General features: G+C 69.4%; 6 protein-coding genes. All 6 read left to right on the plus strand.

All coding sequences use genetic code 11. The features are described from left to right. Nucleotides 1-11: 11 nt before the first annotated feature. Genes ACFK0J_RS18060 through ACFK0J_RS18085 form a run of 6 tightly spaced genes read left to right on the plus strand, consistent with a single transcriptional unit; the run spans nucleotide 12 to nucleotide 19,666 of the window. Nucleotides 12-3,326 carry a beta-ketoacyl synthase N-terminal-like domain-containing protein gene (locus tag ACFK0J_RS18060; RefSeq protein ID WP_378741751.1) on the plus strand — a complete coding sequence of 1,105 codons (3,315 nt, stop codon included), beginning with the start codon at nucleotides 12-14 and terminating at the stop codon, nucleotides 3,324-3,326. Then, on the plus strand, nucleotides 3,310-8,325 hold the full coding sequence (locus ACFK0J_RS18065) for an amino acid adenylation domain-containing protein (protein WP_378741753.1): 5,016 nt from the start codon (nucleotides 3,310-3,312) through the stop codon (nucleotides 8,323-8,325). Before ACFK0J_RS18060 ends, ACFK0J_RS18065 begins: the two co-directional genes overlap by 17 nt. After that, a complete protein-coding gene (locus ACFK0J_RS18070) occupies nucleotides 8,322-11,315 on the plus strand; it encodes a type I polyketide synthase (RefSeq protein WP_378741755.1) in 2,994 nt (997 codons plus the stop codon). Before ACFK0J_RS18065 ends, ACFK0J_RS18070 begins: the two co-directional genes overlap by 4 nt. Then, entirely contained in the window at nucleotides 11,308-16,947 is a 5,640-nt protein-coding gene (locus ACFK0J_RS18075) for an amino acid adenylation domain-containing protein (protein ID WP_378741758.1), read from the plus strand. Before ACFK0J_RS18070 ends, ACFK0J_RS18075 begins: the two co-directional genes overlap by 8 nt. Next, nucleotides 16,944-18,710, plus strand: a complete 1,767-nt coding sequence (locus ACFK0J_RS18080; RefSeq protein ID WP_378741760.1) for a fatty acyl-AMP ligase — start codon at nucleotides 16,944-16,946, stop codon at nucleotides 18,708-18,710. Before ACFK0J_RS18075 ends, ACFK0J_RS18080 begins: the two co-directional genes overlap by 4 nt. After that, nucleotides 18,707-19,666: a hypothetical protein gene (locus ACFK0J_RS18085; RefSeq protein ID WP_378741762.1), complete on the plus strand. Its 960-nt coding sequence runs from the start codon at nucleotides 18,707-18,709 to the stop codon at nucleotides 19,664-19,666. The genes ACFK0J_RS18080 and ACFK0J_RS18085 overlap by 4 nt, the downstream gene beginning before the upstream one ends. Nucleotides 19,667-19,668 lie beyond the last annotated feature (2 nt).

The following is a 19,668-nucleotide window of genomic DNA, read 5'->3' on the forward strand; positions in this document are numbered from 1 at the left end:
GATAGTGCTAGATGTCTGCAGAAATGGCCCGTCGGACGGCCGACGAGATCAGTATGTTTCTCACCGAAACCCTCGGCGAGTTATTGGACATCGCTACCGATGATGTCGCCCTGACCGAGCCGTTCTCGAGTTTCGGGCTCACCTCCGCGGTGGCGCTGGTTTTCGTCGGCAAGGTTTCCACGTGGTGGGGTAAACCGCTGCCCCCGGATCTGCCGTGGGAGTACCCGACCGTGCATGCCTTGGCCGAGGGGCTCGCGGCGGCGCAGGACAGCACTGAACCGGCGTCGCTGGACGGCACGGATCGGGAGCCCGAAGTCGGGGGGCGCCCGATTCGCGCCGGTACCGCGCAGGAACCGGTGGCGATCATCGGCATCGGCTGCGCGTACCCCGGGCTGCGCGGGCCCGAGCAGCTGTGGGAAACGCTGTGGCACGGCCGGGAATTGGTCGGCGAGGCGCCTGCGGCCAGGCACGATTGGCCACCGTCGGGCAACGCGGGTGGCGAACAGCGGCGGCGCGCGTGGTTCGGCTCCTTCCTCGATGATCCCTATGCCTTCGACGCGAACTACTTCGGCATCGCCGACGCCGAGGCCGCGGCCATGGATCCGCAGCATCGGCTGCTCGCCGAAACCGTGGCGGACGCCTTCGAGGACGCCGGCGTGCCGGTAGAACGGCTGGCCGGGACCGCGACCGGCACTTTTATCGGGATCACGGCAGGTGACTACGCCCGAGGCATGGGTGACGCCGCAACGTCCGGGATGCCGATCGCCGCCGTCACCGGCAATGCCAGCAGCATCGCGGCCAACCGGTTGTCGTATCTCTACGACCTGCGTGGCCCGAGCGTCAGCGTGGACACCGCCTGCTCGTCGTCGCTGGTCGCGTTGCACATGGCGCTGCGTAGCCTGCACGACGGCGACTGCGATGTCGCGGTGGTCGGCGGGGTCAACATGACGCTCGACCCGCGAGTCACCGAATCGCTGGCCGACGCGGGGATGATGGCCGCCGACGGACGATGCAAGACCTTCGACGATCGTGCCGACGGATACGTTCGGGGCGAGGGCAGCGCCGCGGTGGTGCTGAAGCCGCTCGCGCAGGCAGAGCAGGACGGCGACCGGGTCTACGCGGTGCTGATCGGCTCGGCGATAAACCAAGACGGCCGTACCAATGGACTGACCGCGCCGAGCTACCAGTCCCAGGTCGATGTGCTTCGCCGCGCCTACCGGCGGGCCGGGGTGCATCCCGGCGACGTGCAGTACATCGAGGCGCACGGCACGGGCACCATCCTCGGCGACGCCATCGAGGCCCGGGCACTGGGCGCCGTCTTCGCCGAAAACCGCGGTGGTGGCGAGAAATTCCTCGTCGGTTCGGCCAAGACGGTGGTCGGTCACCTCGAAGCCGCCGCCGGCATCACCGGGTTGGTCAAGACCGCCCTCGCATTGCACCACGGCCAGGTGCCCGCCAACTTGAACTTCGAATCACCCAGCAAGCACATCGCTTTCGACAATCTGCCGTTCGATGTCCCCGCCGCGAACCAGTCGTGGCCGCAGCACCGGGGCCGCGCGCTGGCGGGGGTGAGCTCCTTCGGCTTCGGCGGCACCAACGCGCACGCCGTGCTGACCGGCGCACCGGCGAAACCGTCGCACATCCCGACCCCCACTCCGCCCGAAAAGCCCTACCTGGTCAGCATTTCCGGTCGAAGCGAGCAAGCGACACTCGACCTGGTCGACAGCTGGATCGACATGCTTCGCGAGGGAACCGCGCCGCCGATCGCCGAACTCGCGCAGACCTCGACCGCGCGACGGGCCCAGCACCCGTTCCGCGTCGCCGTGGCCGCCCGCGATCACGCCGATCTGGCCGAGCAGCTCACCGCGATCTCCGGCGGTTCGCTGCCGCTCGGCGCGGCGGCGGGCCGGGTGCCGCGCAGTGGGCCCGGCAAGGTCGGCTTCGTCTTCACCGGGCAGGGCAACCAGTGGCTCGGCATGGGGCGCAAGCTGATTCGGCACCAGCCCGCCTTCCGCGACGCCTTGCTCGCGGTCGACCGGGAGTTGCGCATCGCGCTCGGCTGGTCGACCTTCGCCGTGCTCGACCGCGGTCGCGACGACGAAGCGCTCGCCGACACCGGCACCGCCCAACCGGTGCTCTTCGCGTTGCAGGTCGCGTTGGCGACGCTGTGGCAGTCGTGGGGGATCACCCCCGCCGCCGTCGTCGGACACAGCGTCGGCGAAGTCGCCGCCGCCCATGTCTGCGGTGCGATCGATCTCCGTACCGCGGCGCAGATCATCGCGACGCGGGCCAAAGCGACCGCGCGCCTGCGGGACAACGGCTGCATGGCGGTCGTCAACCTGCCCGCCGCGGAACTCGAACTGCCGCAACGCGTCTATTTGGCGGGCACCAACGGCCCGAAGTGGACGCTGATCTCGGGCAACACCGGCGCGGTGGACGCACTGCTGGCCCGGCTGGACGGCGAACAGGTGATGACCCGCCGCCTGCCCGGCCGCTATGCCTTCCACTCGCCGCTGATGCGGGACTGCCTGCCGGAGTTCGCGGCCGACATGCCGTGCATCCAACCCCGCGAGGGCGACATCCCGTTCTACTCGACGGTCACCGGTGGCCGCCTCGACGGCGCGCAACTGAACGGCCTCTACTGGACCGACCAGGTGGTGCGGCCGGTGCAGTTCGCCGAGGCGGTCGGCGCCATGATCGACGCCAACGTCAGCTCCTTCATCGAGATCGGCCCGCACCCCGCGCTCAACGGCATGCTGAAAAGCCTGCTCCGCCACCATGAGCGGGCCGGAGTCGCGGTGCCCTCGCTGGTCCGTGATGTCGACGACCTCGCGGTGATGTTGTCGGCCCTCGGCGAACTGCACGTGCGCGGGCACGAGGTCCGCTGGTCCGGGGTGGACGCGGTGCAACGGCCGTTGGCGCGGTTGCCGCTGTACCCGTTCGACCGCAAGTCCTACCGGGTGGTCGGGGGCGTGCCGAGCGTCACCGCCGCACCGGTGTCGCGCGCGTCGACGGATCTGTTCACCGCCGACACCGACTATGTCGCGCCGCGCACCGAATACGAGCAGGTCGTCGCCGAGATGTGGGCGGAGCTGCTGGGACTGGAGCAGGTCGGCGTCTTCGAGAACTTCTTCCGCATCGGCGGGCATTCGCTGGCCGCCACCCAGTTCGTCCGCAGACTCCGCGAACTCTTCGAGATCGAGTTCGCCCTCCGGCGCATGTTGCAGGAGCCGACCGTCGCCCAGGTGGCGGCGGCGCTGGAGGAGCTCATGGTCGAACAAGCCGATGCCGCCCTTTTGGAGAGCGATCATGAACTCACCGGCTAGCAGCCTGGCCCTGGCGCGCCTGCGGGAACGTCGTGCCGCGGGCATTTCCACGACCACCGTTCCGCTGCGCGAGGGCGCCGGGCCGTTCCCGGCGACACCGGCCCAGCGGGGCATCTGGCTGCACGAGCAGCTGGCCGGTCACCCCGCGATCTACCATGTGCCGCTGGGCATCCGGATCACCGGCCCGCTCGACGTCGCGGCGCTGCACACGGCCGCCGACGCGGTAACTCAGCAGCAGCATGCCTTCCGCACGGTCTTCAAGGAATCGCCCGAGGGCTTGCGCGCCGAGGTGGTCGATGTCGCGGGTGCGGATTGGCAGACGCCGGATCTGCGCCTGGTTCCCGCGAAAACCCGGGCGGCAGCGGTCGATCAGCTGCTCGAGTCGCTGGCGTCGGCCCCGTTCGACCTGGCGACCCGTCCGCCGGTGCGCTGGGCGCTGATCCGGCTGGCCGAACAGGAGTGGATTCTCGCGGTCGTCGCGCACCACCTCGTGCTGGACGGATTATCGATCGCGCTGCTGATCGATCAGCTGTGGGCGGCCTACGGAGCCGTCCGGCACGGCGCGGAGGCCATCCTGCCGGTACCGCCGCGGCAGTACGCCGACTACGCGGTGTGGAGTGCCGAACACGGCGCGCCCGCAACACAAGCCGCGGCGGTCGAACGACGGGCCGCACTGCTGCGCGGTGCTCCACCGCTCGACCTGTCGATCGGCCGACGCCCCAGGCGCGTCGGCAACAACGGTGCGCGCGTGGAAAATTCGTTCCCCCGGGAGGTTTCCGACGCGGTCCGCGCCTGCGCGGCGGCCCATGGGATTCCGCCGTTCGTCTTCCTCTTGGCCTGCTACGAGCTGACATTGGCGCACCACGCCGGTCAGCGCGACTTCTGCGTCGGCATCCCGATGGCGGCCCGGCCGTACGCGGAGCTCGCGAAGACCATCGGGCACTTCGTCAATACGGTGCCGGTTCGCGCGGATCTCGCAGCCGGGCAGACCTTCGCGGACCTGCTGCACCGGACCCGGGACAGCGCGATGGCCGCCTACGACGACGAGACCGTCCCGTTCGAGCGGATCGTCGAGGCGATCGGCGGGCCGTGGGATCCGGCCTTCAGCCCGGTCTTCCAGACATTGTTCGTGCAGCAGGTGCTGGAGCGGCCCGACCTGAGCGAGTGGGGTCTGCGCGTCGAGTGGCACACGATCGACACCGGTGCCACGCTCTACGACCTGGTCATGCATGTCGCCGAGTCGGGTTCGGAGCTCGTCTGCCACCTGACCTACAACTCGAAGCTGCTCGACGCGACCGCCGCAACGGATCTCGCGCAGGACTTCCTCGCCCTCGCGGCAGCGGCCGCCGCCGCGCCGACGACCCCGGTGGACGATCTGCTCGCCACCCTGCCGGTGCGCGAGTACGCGGTGAACGACCAAGCGGCCGAGCCGGATTCGGACGAGCCGAGTGACGTCGCGTTCGAAGCTCCGATCGGTGAGCGGGAGATCCGCCTGGCGGCACTCTGGGCCGAGGCACTGGAGCGGCCCGAAGTTGGTCGCCACGACGATTTCTTCCTACTCGGCGGCACGTCCTTGGCGGCAACCCGGGTGATCTCGCACATCCTCGACGAGTTCGGCGTCAGTGTGTCGCTGCGCGAACTCTTCGAGAGCCCGACCGTCGTCACGGCGGCGCGGCTGATCGAATCAGCGTCTACGCAGCAGGATTCGCTACCGCCGTTGCAGCCGTTGCCGCGCGCGGACGGTGAATTGCTGGCGGTGTCCTACGCCCAGGAAAGACTGTGGTTCCTGGAGACAATGGATCCCGGCAACGCCACCTACATCATGCCGGGTGGACTGCGGCTGCGTGGCGAGATCGATATCGCCGCGGTGGAAAAGGCACTGGCACTGGTCGAGCAGCGCCACGAGGTGCTGCGCAGCGTCTATCGGACCACCGAGGACGGGGAGCTGCGCCAGCTGATCCGCCCGTATTCCGCACGGGCACTGCCGTTCACGGACCTCAGCACGTTGCCGTCCGAGCGGCGTGCCGATGCCGAGGCGGAACTCGCGGCGAGTGTCTATCGCGCTCCCTTCGATCTCGCCGAAGGTCCGGTTTGGCGGTACCACCTGATCAAGTCGAGTTCTAACGAATACCTGTTGGCGATCGCGCTCCATCACATCGTGTGCGATGGCTGGTCGGTCGCGGTACTGAGCCAAGAGGTTTCGGCCCACTACCGGGCGCAGGTCGCGGGTGTGGCCTCGCCGCTACCGCCACTGGCCGTGCAGTACGCGGACTACGCGGGCTGGCAGCGCGGCAACGCCGACCGGCTCGACGGGCAGCTGGACTTCTGGCGGACCGAGCTCGCCGACCCGACGGTCACCGAAATTCCCGGCGACCGCCCACGTCCCGCGCGCCGCACCTCCCGTGGCGCGGTGGCGCGGCTCGCGGTCGACCCGCAGGTGATGGCCGAAGTCAGGGCGCTCGCGGCCCGCAGCGGCGTCACCACCTTCGCGGTGCTGCTCGCCGCGTTCTACACGATGCTGAATCGGTATACCCGCCAACAGGATCTGATCGTTGCCGCACCGATCGCCGGGCGCACCCGCTCGGCCGTCGAACCGCTGGTCGGTTGCTTCCTCAACACCTTGGCGCTGCGGACCGCGGTCGACCCGGCCGAGACCTTCACCGAGCTGGTGTCCCGTGTCGGGCAGACGGTCCTTTCCGCGCACGCCAACCAAGACCTGCCGTTCGAGAAGGTCATCGAGGCGATGGTGCCCACCCGGGACATGAGCCGCACTCCGCTCGCCCAGGTCATGTTCAACTACTTGAACACGCCGCCACCGACCCTCGATATGGCCGGGCTCGACGTCGAACTGGTGGACGCGCCGCGCGCGACCGCGAAAATGGACTTCGACCTCACCGTCGACGAGACCGACGGTCCGACGAAGCTGACCCTGGAATACAGCGCCGACCTCTACGACGAACCGACCGCCGTTCGGGCACTGAAGCACTACGCGAACGCACTGGCCAGCATCGCCGCGAACCCGGACCAGCTGGTCCGGGAAGTGCGACTGGAGAGCACGGACCAGTATGGGGTGCAGGCGAACTGGGAACTGCCCGGCTCCGCGATGGTGCCCGAGGCCGAGCCGGACGAGCGGCTGATCGATCGGCTGGACGCGGTGATCGACCTGCGCGGCAACGCACCGGCATTGCGCGCGGGCGACCGCACGACCAGCTTCGCCGAACTCGACGCGCTCACCGCCGTCATCGCCAAGGAACTCATCGGCGCCGGACTGGACGGCAGCCGAGTGGCGCTGCTCTACGACCACACGCCGGAGAGTTTCGTCGCGGTCTGGGCGGCCTTGCGCGCGGGCGTCGCGTACGTCCCGCTCGACCCGCGGGCACCGCAGGCGCGGTTGATCGAAATCCTCGAGGAGGCCGACGTCTCCGCGCTGCTGTGCGATCCGTCGCTCGCGGAGCTGGCCCGCTCGGTCGCCGGTGCGGCGCACGTGTTCACCGTGTCCGGGCGCATCGACCGACCGGACCCAGCGCTGAGCTCGGTACCGACCAACGACCTGTCCACCTGGGCAAAATCCCACATCAGCGCGGATGATTTCGCCTACATCCTGCACACCTCCGGATCGACCGGCCGCCCGAAGGGTGTCGCGCAGAGCGGCGGCAACGCGCTGGCCCACGCGGTCACCTACGCGCGGCGGCTGCGCATCGGTCCCGACGATGTCGTTGCCGCACCGGCCCGCTACACCTTCGACGCCGGGGTGCTGAACTCCTTCGGCGCCGCGGTGGCCGGGGCGGAGCTGTACGTGATCGACCCGCACCTGTTCGATCCGGCGGGTCTGCGTGCGGAGATCGAACGCGCCGGAGTCACCGTGCTGCACTGCACCCCAACGCTTTTCCGCTACCTGCTCAGCGACACCGACGGTCCCTGGGTGCCGCAGGCGCTGCGATTGGTGGCGCTCGGCGGCGAAGAAGTGGTCCGCGGCGACGTCGTCGACTTCGGTAAGCACTTCGCCTCGACCTGCCGACTGGTGAGTCTGTACGGTCCGTCCGAATGCTCGGTCGCTTTGCAGCACATCATCACCCCCGAGGACGCGGACCGTGCCGGGGTGCCGATCGGTCACCCGGTCGAGGGTGTCGCGGTGGACCTGGTCGACGAAAGTGGGCGTCCCACCGAGGTTTACGGCGAGATCGCGCTGCGCAGCCCATACGTCGCCCTCGGCTACTGGCATCGGCCCGAACTCACCGAGAAGGTGTTCGGCACCGGAGTCGACGGCGTCCCGTACTACCGGACGGGTGATCTGGCCCGGCGGCTGCCCGACGGGCGACTGGTCTTCGTCGGCCGTAAGGACCGCCAGGTCAAGATTCGTGGCCACCGGGTGGAACCGGGGGAGGCGGAGACCTTCCTGCGCTCGCATCCGACAGTCGGCGAGGCCGCCGTGGTGCTGGACACCGACGCCGACGCGCCGAGGTTGGTCGCGTACCTCACCCAGGACGGCCCGCTGGAGCCCGACTATCTCGAGCTCTCGGCGTTTCTGCGTACCCGGTTGCCGGACTACATGATTCCGTCGGCCTACATGACCCTCGACAATCTGCCCCGCGGTCTCACCGGCAAGCTCGATCGCGCCAAGCTGCCGAAGATCGCCCCGGCCGCGCCGCCGGTGTACACCCCGCCCGGCACCGAGTTGGAGCGCGTTGTCGCCGAAGTGTGGGCGGAGGTGCTCGACCGGGAGATCGGGCTCGGGCAGAACTTCTTCGACCTCGGCGGTCATTCGCTCGCGCTGGCCAGGGTGCGCGGACTGCTCGAGCGCCGCCTCGGCGTCGCGCTGGCGATGACCGACCTGTTCGCCGCCCCGACCGTCGACGGGCTGGCCAAGGCGCTGGCGGGGCGAACGGCACCGCAGCAGGACGTGGACCGAGGCCAGGACCGGCGCGCGGCCGCCGCCCGCAGGCGAGCGCATCGCCAGGCCACCGAGACCGTGCCGGACAGCGTTGGGAGCCAGCGATGACACACGACGACAACGAGTTCCGGGTCGCGGTGATCGGCATGGCCTGCCGCTTCCCCGACGCCGACACGGTCGCCGACTACTGGCGCAATCTGTGTGAGGGCCGCGAATCGGTCCGCCCGCTCGACCCGGCGTCGATGCCCGCCGACCCGCCTGCCGGATACGTGCACGCGGGGGCGTTGCTGCCGAGCGCGGACAAGTTCGACGCGGAGTTCTTCGAAATGCCCCCGCGCGAGGTACAACTCACCGATCCGCAGCATCGGCTGTTCACTCTATGCGCGTGGGAGGCGCTGGAGGACGCCGGTCATATCGCCGCCGAAAACCCCACGCCGGTCGGCGTTTTCGCGGGCGCGGGCATCAGCACCTATCTGCTGCGGAACCTGGTCGGACACGCGAGCCTGTTCCAGACCCCGAGCTCGCAGCTGCATGCCCTGCACGGCAACGCCTCCGACTACCTGGCCAGCAAGGTCTCCTACAAGCTGAACCTGACCGGTCCCAGTGTCGCGGTGCAGACCGCGTGTTCCACCTCGCTGGTGGCCGTGCACCAGGCCGCGCAGGCACTACTCGACTTCCACTGCGACGTGGCGCTCGCCGGGGGTGCGAGCGTGCAGGTGCCGCAGGAAGCCGGGTACATCTACGAGGAGGGGTCGATCCTCTCGCCGGACGGTCACTGCCGCGCGTTCGACGCCGAGGCCGCTGGCACCGTCTTCGGTTCGGGTGTCGGCGTTGTCGTGCTCAAGCGGCTCGCCGACGCGATCGCCGACCGCGACAATATCCACGCTGTGATCCTCGGTTCGGCGGTGAACAACGACGGCGCCAACAAGATCGGCTACACCGCGCCCGGTATCGCGGGCCAGCGCGCGGTCATCCGGGAAGCGTTGTCGGCGGCCGGTATCGGCGCCGACACCATCGGCTACGTCGAGGCGCACGGCACCGGAACCAAACTCGGCGACCCCATCGAGGTCGCCGCGCTGTGCGCGGCATACCGTGAGCACACCGACGCCACCCAGTACTGCGCACTCGGCTCCGTGAAATCCAATGTCGGCCACCTCAATTCCGCGGGCGGTGTCGCCGGGTTCATCAAAGCGGTACTCGCCGTGCGCGACGGCCGCATCCCGGCCAGCCTCCACTACACCCGGCCCAACCCCGAAATCGACTTCGCCGCAACCCCGTTCTTCGTCAACACCGAACTGCGGGAATGGTCGGACCCGGTACGCCGGGCGGGTGTCAGCGCCTTCGGTATCGGCGGAACCAACGCCCACGTGATCGTGGAACAGCCGCCGACGCCGCCGCCCGCTGCGGTGCGGCCCGGTCCGCGCGCGCTGCTGATCTCCGGTCGCACGGCGCAGGACGCCGACCGGATCGCCGCCGGACTCGCCGAACATCTGGGACGTGCCGATGTTGAACTAGCCGCTGTCGCGCACACTTTGGCGCACGGCCGCCGTCGGTTCCCGCACCGTCGCATGGTCGTGGCGAGCACGGCGGCCGAAGCCGCCGCCGCACTCGCCAAGCCGACGGCGGGGCAGGCGACACCCGCGCCCGCGCTTGCCTGGCTGTTCCCCGGGCAGGGCGTCGCGCTCGGCGCCGCCGTCCTCGAACTCGCCGCGTCGGTCCGTCCGTTCGGCGACCGGTTCCGCGCCTGCGCGGACATCCTGCGCGAAGGCACCGGCTTCGACCTGGAGTCCGCGGTCCGTAGCGCCGAGGGCACCGAGCAGACCCAGGTGGCCTTGTTCGCGGTCGAATACGCGCTGGCCGGGATGTGGCGCGAGTTCGGCGCGGAACCGCGAGAACTACTGGGGCACAGCCTCGGTGAACTGGTCTGTGCCACCATCGCCGGCGTCTTCGAGCTGTCCGATGCGTTGCCACTGGTGGTCGAGCGGGGCCGGATCATGGCGGCGTCACCGCCCGGCGGCATGCTCGCGATCTCCCAGGGCGCCGACGTCATCGCCGAGCGCCTGCCGGAGGATGTCTGGCTCGCCGCCGACAACTCCGCCAACCGCTGCGTCGTCGCGGGCGCGCCGTCGGCGCTGTTCCGGCTCGCCGGTGAGCTCTCCGAGGAGGGCGTGCCCAGTTCGTTGCTGCCGGTCGGGCACGCGTTCCACACCCCGCTCATGGACGAGGCGGCGGCGCGGTTCGCGGACCTGGTGCGTGCCGTGCCTCGGCAGGCGCCGCGGGTGTCGTTCTGGTCGAACGTCACCGGTGCGCCGATCACCGCCGAGCAGGCGGTCGATCCCGGGTATTGGTCCCGGCAGATGACCAGCACTGTGCGCTTCCGGGAGGCCGCGCTCGACTTGGTGGCCCATAACCCGGGGACCGTCGCGCTGGAGGTGGGGCCGGGCAAGTCCCTGGTGTCGTTCCTGCGCACGGCCGATCGCGCGTCGGCGACGGTCGGCTCCCTCGGCATCGGGCTCGGTGCCGGGTCACCGGAGACCGCCATCGTGGATGCCGCTGGCCGACTCTGGTTGTCCGGTGTCGCGGTGGATTTCGATGCCATCTACGGCGGTGAAGCACCGGCGTCGGTCAGCTTGCCCACGTATCCCTTTGCGCTGAAGCGCTATTGGGTCGATCCGCCCGAGGCGACGTCTGCACAATCCCGGCGCTTCGACACCGTGCGGCCCGCGCCTCCAGCGCCGGTGGCCGCCGACAATGCCGCCGACGTCGAATCCGACGAAGACGATTTCGTCCGCTCGGTGCGCAATCGGGTGGTCTCGGTCTGGAGTGCGGCCCTCGGCATCGACGAGTTCGGCATCGACGCCAACTTCTTCGAGCTGGGCGGCGATTCGCTGCTCGCGGTGCACGTGGCAACCCAGCTGCGGTCCATCTTCCCGCTGGATCTCGCACTCGGCGAACTGTTCGCCGCCCCGACCGCGGCGGGGATGGCCGACACCATCGCCGCACATCTGATGCAGCGGTTGGACGAATTGTCCGACAGCGAGGTCGAGCTGCTGCTCAACCAGCCGGGGGCGGCCGAAGAACGGAGCAACAATGCCTGAACTCGTCGACACCCGCGCATCCCGCCGAGAGTTGTTGCGGCGCTGGGCCGCGGGCGGCACCCCACGGGCCGCCATCCCGCGCCGCGCCGATCCGACTGCCGCCGCGCCGCTTTCGGCCGCCCAGCAGCGGATCTGGTTCCTGGAGCAGCTGTTCCCGGATCGGGCCACCTACACGATGCCGCTGGCGTTGCGCCTACGCGGCCATCTCGATATCGCGGCACTCCAGGGCGCGCTGTCGCTGGTGGTGTCCCGGCACGAGTCGCTGCGTACCAGCATCGAAGTGCGCGACGGTGTTCCGGTTCAGGTCGTCGGGCCGGTGGCACCGCTGCCGATGACCATGATCGGCCCGTCGCAACTGGATCCGCAGCGGCCGCTGGCCGACGCGATGGCGCAGGTCGAGCAGTTCGGCCGGACCGTCTTCGATTTGTCCGGTCAGCTGGTCGAGGTGCTGCTGGTACGGCTGAGCGAGGACGATTCGATCTTCGCCGTCGCGATGCACCACATCATTTCCGACGGCTGGTCGCTCGGCGTGTTCGCCACCGAATTGATGGCCGCCTATGCCGATTTCACGGTGGGCAAGCATCAGCCCGAGCTGCCGGACCTGCCGCTGCAATACCCCGACTACGCCACCTGGTTGCAGGATCTCGCGCAGCGCGACAAGTTCGGCGCCGACCTCGACTACTGGCGCGACGTACTCGGCGACGAACCGCCGCTGGTGACCTTCCACCCGGACCGGCCACGCGCGCTGGAACCGGAGAACCGCGGCGCGCGAGTGCAGTTCACCATCCCGGCGCCGGTGCTGTCCGGGCTGCGGAAGCTGGCCGACGAGGTCAGGGTGAACGATCGCCCCGCTACGCTTTTCGTCGCACTGATGGCGGGTTTCAAAGCACTGCTTCGCTATTACACCGGCGCCGAGGACATCACGGTGGGCACGCCGATCGCGGGCCGGAACAGGCCGGAAATCGAACCCCTCATCGGGTTCTTCGTGAACGCGCTCGCCCTGCGGACGGATCTGTCCGGCGCGCCGACCTTCCGCGAGCTGCTGGCCAGGGAACAGCGCGTCGTATTCGACGCGTTCGACCATCAGGAAGCTCCGTTCGACCTCGTCGTCGAACACGTGCGCCCCGACCGGGAACTGAGCCATTCCCCGCTGTTCCGCACCGCCGTGGTGTTGCAGAACACCACCCTGCCCGAGCTCGCCATTCCCGGACTCAGCGCCGAATACGTCGAAGTGCATTCGGGCACCACGAAATTCGACGTGCTGGTGACCCTGCGGCAGGTCGGTGCGGAGCTGGTCGGCGCGTTCGAGTACGACGTCGACCTATACGACGAGCCGACCATCGCCGCGATCGCGCGCCACTTCGTCGCGCTACTGACCACGGTCGTCGCGGACCCCGACACCGCGCTGCCGGAACTCGACTTCCTCGAGCCGGCCGAGCGGGAGCGGGCGGTGGCCGCGGCGCTGCCGAGCGAACCGGCCGCCGAGCCCGCGCTGACGCTGCACGAACTGTTCGCGGCGCAGGCGATTCAGACACCGGACGCGGTCGCCCTCACATTCGGTGACAGCGCGCTGAGCTACGGGGAACTCGCGGCGGCCGCCGATCAGCTGGCCCAGCGGCTGCGCGCCCGCGGGGTCGGTCGCGGCTCCTTCGTCGGCATTCATCTCGAGCGGTCCGCCGACGTGGTCGTCGCGATCCTGGCCGTGCTGCGCGCCGGTGCCGCCTACGTCCCGCTCGACCCGATGTACCCGGGCGACCGGATCGAATTCATGATCGCCGACTCGGCGGCGCGGCTGGTGATCAGCCACAGTTCACTGGCCTCGGCGACGGCCGGAGCAGGCCCGGAACTCCTACTCATCGATGAGCAGGCCGACGAGACGGTGGCCGATCTGCCGCTGGAAAAGGCGGAGCCGCACGACCCCTGCTACGTCATCTACACCTCGGGCTCGACAGGTGTCCCGAAGGGCGTGGTCATCGAGCACGCCAACGTGGTTCGCCTGTTCTCTACGACCACCCGCTGGTACGACTTCGGCCCGCACGACGTGTGGACCATGTTCCACTCGTACTCCTTCGATTTCGCCGTCTGGGAGATGTGGGGCGCGCTGCTGTACGGCGGACGGCTCGTCGTGGTGCCGGGCTCGGTCAGCCGGTCCACCGCGGAGTTCGCGGAACTGCTCGCCCGCGAACAGGTCACGGTGCTCAACCAGACACCGTCGGCGTTCACCCAGTTGCTGCGCGCACTGGAGAACGCACCCGGCACCGCGCTCGCGGTGCGCTGGGTGATCTTCGGCGGTGAAGCGCTCGATTTGTCCACGCTCGCACCGTGGTTCGACCGCTACGGCGAGTCGGCGCGGCTGGTGAACATGTACGGCATCACCGAGACCACCGTGCATGTCACCTATCGCGAACTCACCCGCGCCGACGTGACCTCGGCGGCGGGCAGTCTGATCGGCGTCCCGCTGCCCGATCTCGGCGTACTGATCGTCGATCCGGCCGGGCGGCCGGTGCCCGACGGCGTGGCAGGGGAGATGCTGGTGTCCGGGCCCGGTGTCGGGCGCGGCTACCTGAACCGCGACGATCTCACCGCCGAGCGGTTCGTCGAAAGCCCGGTACTCGCGGGACGACGGGTCTATCGGACCGGTGACCTCGCCCGGCGCAGGGCCGACGGCGATCTGGAATACCTGGGCCGGATCGATCAGCAGGTCAAGGTGCGCGGCTTCCGGATCGAGCTGGGCGAGATCGAGGCGGCGATCACCGCGCATCCCGGTGTCGACCAGGCGGTGGTGCTGGCGCGCAAGGACACCGGCGGAAGCCTGTCCCTGGTCGCCTATTTCACGCCGGGCGACGCGCCGGCCGACGCCGCCGACGCGGAGCAGGACCAGGTCGCGAACTGGCAGGTCGTCTTCAACAGCACGTATCGGCAAGGCCATGACGGCGACGCCGATTTCGACATCTCCGGGTGGAACAGCTCGTACACCAACGCCGCCATCCCCGAGGAGCACATGCGGGAATGGGTCGAGGCGACCGTCGCCGCCGTGCGCACCCTCGCCCCGCAGCGCGTCCTCGAAATCGGCTGTGGCACCGGACTGTTGCTGTCTCGGCTGGCACCGCAGTGCGCGGTGTACGACGCCACCGACGTCTCCGCCTCGGCCATCGAGAATGTGCGGACGAAGATCGTCGAGGGCAATCCCGACCTCGAGCATGTCCGGCTGGACCTGTGTGCCGCCGACGACCTGCCCTACGACGTCGCCGGTCCGTACGACCTGATCCTGATCAACTCGGTGGTGCAGTACTTCCCGAGCGCCGACTACCTGACCCGCGTGCTGGACTCGGTGGTCGGACTGCTCGCCCCCAACGGTGTGCTGTTCGTCGGTGACGTCCGCGATCTCACCCTCAGCGAGTCGTTCCACGCGACCGTCGAGGCCACCAATGCGCCGTCCGCGGGTGCCGCCGAGCTCGCCCCGGCGGTGCGGGCCGCACTCGACCGGGATGCCGAATTGGTGATCTCGCCGAGGTATTTCGACGAGTTCGTGGCCGCCCACCCGACGCTGGCCGGGTCCAGGATCCGGCTCAAGCGCGGCGAGCATCTCAACGAGATGTCCCGATTCCGGTACGACGCCGTGCTGTACGCGGGTCAGCGTGGCCTACCGGTGCGGCCGAAACTGCTGGACGCGGCGACTACGCCGCGGCAACTGGCCGAACTGCTGGACCGGGAGCGTCCCGCGGCGGTGCTGATCCCCGATGTCCTGGACGCCAGGGTGGCGGGTCCGCTCGCGGTGGTCGACGAATTGCGGCGCGGCCGGGCCAGTGCGGCGCAGATCCGTACCGTCCTCGCCGATTCCGGTGGCATCAGTCCGGAAGACTTTCTCGCCCTTGCCGATCAGGTGCCATACCGGATCGAGGCATTGCGGCGACCGGGTGGCCGGTACGACGTGGTGGCAACCGGCTGGGATGTCGCCTTGCCCGCGGTCCCGGCGCGGGAGACCGAATGGCCGGACGATCTGGTCATCTCGGACCCGTTGCGGGTCAAGGCTCGTGACGATCTGGTCGTCGACGTCCGCGCCCACCTGGCGCGGCGGCTGCCGCAGCACATGGTGCCCGCCGCGGTCCTCGTGCTGGACGAATTCCCGTTGACCACCAACGGCAAATTGGATCGGCGCGCACTGCCCGCCCCGGTTCTGCGGCGCAACACCCTGGAATACGAACCGCCGCGCACCCCACTCGAGCAACGGGTGGCGCACGTCTTCGCGCACGTGCTCGGCATCCCGCGGGTCGGGCGCGAGGACAACTTCTTCGACCTCGGCGGCCACTCGCTGCTGGCGGCTCAGCTGATCCTGCGGCTGAAGGAGACCTTCGGCGAAGACATTCCGCTCGGTTCGCTGTTCGCCCGCCCCACGGTGGCGGGTGTGGTCGCGCTGCTGGCCGGTGAGGCCGCGGCCGAGGAAGCGATCGACCTGGCGGCCGAGGTGGCCGCCGCGATCGAATCGTGGCCCGCCGGACCGTGGACCGTCACCCCGCCCGCCACGGGCGAGGTGCTGCTCACCGGGGCGACCGGCTTCGTCGGTGCCTTCCTGTTGCACGAGCTGTTGGCCCGCACCGACGCTCGGGTGCACTGCCTGGTGCGGGCGGACAGCCGCGAGGACGGCCTGGTCCGCCTCGCCGCCACCTTCGACAGCTACGAACTGTCCCGCGACTCGTTCGACCGGGTCATCCCCGTGCTCGGCGACCTGGCCGCACCGCGACTTGGGCTGACCGAGAACCAGTTCCTGCTGCTGGGCCGCACGATCGACGCCATCTATCACAACGGTGCGCACGTGAACTTCGCGCTGCCGTACCGGGTGCTGGAGGCAGCCAACGTCAAGGGCACCCAGGAGCTGATCACGCTGGCCCGAACCAGCGGCGCGCCACTGCATTTCGTGTCCTCGCTGTACGTGCTCGGCCCCGGTGACGCGGTCGACGGCCGGGTCACCGAAGCTCTTCCGGCACAGGATCCCGGGCAGTTGTCGCTGGGCTACCTGCGCAGCAAGTGGGTGGCCGAGCGGCTGGTCACCGAGGCGGGCGAACGCGGTCTGCCGGTGAGTGTGTTCCGGCTCGGCCGGATCGGCGGCGACAGCCGCACCGGCGCCTGCCAGACCAGCGACTTCTTCTGGCTGCTGGTCAAGGCCAGCCAGGAGGTCGGTCTCGCGCCGGAAGTGGACTTCGCCGTGGATCTGGCCCCGGCCGACTTCACCGGCGCGGCCATGGTGGAACTGGCCCGCACGCCACAGCCGGGCGCGCACATCTACCACCTGCGCAATCCGCGGCCCTGCAGCTTCACCGACGCCATCGGCTGGCTGCGGGAGAGCGGCTGGCCGGTGCGCCCGGTCACCCTGGACCAGTGGCGCGACGCGATCGCCGCCCACGCCGCGAGCGCGGGACCCGGATCGGCGTCCTACAGCGTGCTGAGCCTGTTGAGCGCGAACGACGGGCTCACCCCGCTGATCCAGTTCGACGTCGACAAGGCCGTCACCGAACTGGACCGGGTCGGCGTGCAGTGCCCGCCGGTCTCCCGCGAGCTGTTCACCCGCTACCTGGATTACTTCCGCAAGGTCGGCTTCCTCGCCGCGCCGTCACCACAGGAGGTCGGAGTATGACCACAACGCTGCTCACCGGGGGTGACCTCGAGTACGACACCTTGGTGCGGGCGCTGACGAACCAAGCCGCCCAGCGGCCCGATCGGATCGCGTACAGCTTCCTCAACTACCCCGACTCGACCTCCAAGCACGGCGTCACCGAGTCGCTGACCTACGCCGAAATCGACCGCGCGGCACGGGCATACGCGGCCACGCTGCTGCAGGTCGCGCACCCGGGCGACCGGGCCGTGCTGCTGCTGCCGCCCGGCCTGGAGTACGTGAAGGCGTTCTTCGGCTGCCTCTACGCGGGGATCATCGCGGTGCCGCTGTACCCGCCGAGCGCGCACAACTCCAACGGACGCATCGACGCGGTCTGCGTCGACGCCGACCCGGCCTGCATCGTGACCACCGACAGCGCGCTGCCCAATGTCACGGCATGGCTGGACAATTCGCCCACCGACACGACCCGGCTCATCGTCACCACCGGTGAGGTCGACGAGAAGCTCGCGATCGATTGGGAACCGGTCCTGGTGGACCGCGAACAGATCGCCCTGTTGCAGTACACCTCCGGCTCCACCCGCACCCCCGCCGGGGTGATGGTGCCGCATCGCGGACTGCTGGCCAATGCCAGGCAGGTCTACGAAATGATGTACCACGTCGGGATTTCCGCCGATGACGAGGTCGGCTTCGTCAGCTGGCTGCCGCTGTTCCACGACATGGGCCTGATGGTCGGAGTGATCATGCCGATCATCAACGGTCATGGCGTGGTGCAGATGTCGCCGACGTCGTTCCTGCGCCGGCCGGAGCGCTGGTTGCAGGCGATCAGCGACAATCCCGCGCAGGTGTTCGCGGCGTCCCCGAATGTCGGCTACGAGCTGTGTGCCGAACGTGTCGGGCCGAAGGAACTCGACGGGATCGACCTGAGCCGTTGGCGGTATGCGCTGTCCGGTGCGGAGCCGGTGCGGGTCAGCACCATCGACAAGTTCCACGCGGCGTTCGCCGAGCACGGTCTGGCGAGGTCGAGTCTGATCGCCGGGTACGGGCTGGCGGAGTCGACTCTGATCGTGTCGGTGAACTGGCGCACCCTGTCCGGTGTGCAGACCCTGCGGGTGGACCGCGAGGCGCTGGCGACCGGCCAGGTGGTCGTGGCCGAGGACGGCGCGGACATCGTCAGCGGCGGCGCGGCGGCACCGGGCACCACCATCCAGATCGTGGATCCGGAGACCAGGCTGGCCCTGCCGGAGGACCGGCTCGGCGAGATCTGGGTATCCGGTCCGGCCGTCTGCACGGGGTACTACAACCGGCCCGAGGAGACCGAACACACCTTCCGCGGCGAACTTTCGCCGCGCGACGGCAAGTACTACCTGCGCACCGGTGATATCGGCTTCCGGCACGACGGCGAGGTCTATCCGACCACCCGGCTCAAGGACCTGATCATCATCGACGGCCGCAACTACTATCCGCCGGACCTCGAGGACGCCGCCGAACAGGCGCATCCGCTGGTGCTGCCCGGCCGGTGCTCGGCCTTCTCCGTCGAGGTCGGTGTGCAGGAGAAGATCGTGGTGCTCATCGAGGCCAGGCTCAGCTCCGACGACGAGGCGACCGCGCAGGAACTGCGCGATGCCGTGCGGCAAGCCATCTTCAGCGTGCACGACGTCGGCGTGCACGAGGTGGTGCTGCTCGGTCCCGGCGCCATCCCGCGCACCTCCAGCGGCAAGATCCAGCGTTCCGCGTCGCGCGCCGCCTACCTCGACGGCACCCTCCGGGTGCTGGGGGCGAAATGACCACCGCCCGCACCACCCACGGCGACAAGCTGACCTGCTTCACGGCGGCGTTGGCGAGTGCGCTGGTGGCCCGAGGGGTGAACCGGTGGTGGCGGCCACTGCTCGCGGGCGGGCCGACGCTCGCGGTGAGCCCGGCCGAGAACGACCTGCTGCTGTTCGAGCACGATGCCACCCCGCCGCTGCCCGCCCTCGGGCTGCGGGTGAACGGTGCCGACGACTGGGCGACGGCCTACCACGCCCTCGAAGAGCAAGTGGCCCAGCATGGTTCGGTGGTGTTGCTCGCCGATATCTTCCACCTGCCCTGGCAGCGCGGGCACCAGCGCTGGCACGCCCCGCACTGGCTGGCCATCGTCGAGACCATCGACGGCTGGCTGGTGGAGGATCCGCTGACAATGACCACCGAGCTCGGACCGCAAACCGGGCAACGGGTTCCGGTGCTCGCCGCGGCCGACCTGCGCGAGTGGTCGGTCGGCCTCGGTACCGGTGACACCGTCGCATTGCTGCGCGAACAGGCGATGGCCGGTTCACGCGACATCCACATCGGCCGCACCTATCGGTGGCTCGAAGCCCAGCCGAGCGAGCCGCAGCCCGCCCGCGAGGGCCGCCTGGTGGGCGTCGACGCGCTGGTCGCACTGGCCAGCCGCTACCAGTTCGCCTCGACACCCGAGGATTTCACGCAACTCGACGATCTGTGGCAGGCACTGCGCCAACGCGAACTGCTGCTATGGGCCGCCGAATTCGACACCGCCGTGCTCGACGCCGCCGGACGCGACCATTGGGAACGCGCTGTCGCCCAGTGGCGCAAGCTTCCGCCACTGCTGATGCACGCCCGAATGCGCGCCGCCGCGGGCGGAACCGTACAGACCGGGCTCATCGCCGAGACCTTGCTGTCGCTCGCCGAATACGAAGGCAAGCACCTCGCGTTCGCGCACAACCCGCACGCGGCAGGGGAGTAGCC

Source organism: Nocardia brasiliensis, from assembly GCF_042691675.1.
GTDB classification, from domain to species: Bacteria; Actinomycetota; Actinomycetes; order Mycobacteriales; family Mycobacteriaceae; genus Nocardia; species Nocardia brasiliensis_D.

What these genes read in the sequence shown, in the direction of transcription:
- ACFK0J_RS18060 (WP_378741751.1), top strand. Translation starts at nt 12, where the DNA reads ATGTCTGCAGAAATGGCCCGTCGGACGGCCGACGAGATCAGTATGTTT.
- ACFK0J_RS18065 (WP_378741753.1), top strand. Translation starts at nt 3,310, where the DNA reads ATGAACTCACCGGCTAGCAGCCTGGCCCTGGCGCGCCTGCGGGAACGT.
- ACFK0J_RS18070 (WP_378741755.1), top strand. Translation starts at nt 8,322, where the DNA reads ATGACACACGACGACAACGAGTTCCGGGTCGCGGTGATCGGCATGGCC.
- ACFK0J_RS18075 (WP_378741758.1), top strand. Translation starts at nt 11,308, where the DNA reads ATGCCTGAACTCGTCGACACCCGCGCATCCCGCCGAGAGTTGTTGCGG.
- ACFK0J_RS18080 (WP_378741760.1), top strand. Translation starts at nt 16,944, where the DNA reads ATGACCACAACGCTGCTCACCGGGGGTGACCTCGAGTACGACACCTTG.
- ACFK0J_RS18085 (WP_378741762.1), top strand. Translation starts at nt 18,707, where the DNA reads ATGACCACCGCCCGCACCACCCACGGCGACAAGCTGACCTGCTTCACG.